At 63.2% G+C, this 258-nt stretch carries 1 protein-coding gene; it reads right to left on the bottom strand.

The window, feature by feature from the left end:
* A partial coding sequence (locus N7568_RS24300) for a hypothetical protein (RefSeq protein ID WP_261612237.1) occupies window positions 1-258 on the bottom strand: 258 nt, incomplete at both ends.

Here is a 258-nt window from a genome sequence, read left to right on the forward strand (position 1 = left end):
AGAGACGTTTCTTCTCGGTGGCCAGCCCGCAGCGGATGCTCATGGTCGTGAGCGAGGCACCCACACGGTTGGCCAGCGGATTGTAGTAGTGGCAAAGCGCCTGCAGCGAGGCTTCCAGAGCACGCATGCGCAGTTCCGGCGGGCGGCGTTTGCGCTCACCCCGGGCGATCGACATCGCTACGAGCGTCTGGAACTCCATGCGCCGCGTAAAGCCGGCAGCCTTTTCACGGATTTTCTCGCAGACCGGCAGCGTATCTT

This window comes from Paenarthrobacter aurescens, from assembly GCF_025421775.1.
Lineage (GTDB): Bacteria > Actinomycetota > Actinomycetes > Actinomycetales > Micrococcaceae > Arthrobacter > Arthrobacter aurescens_B.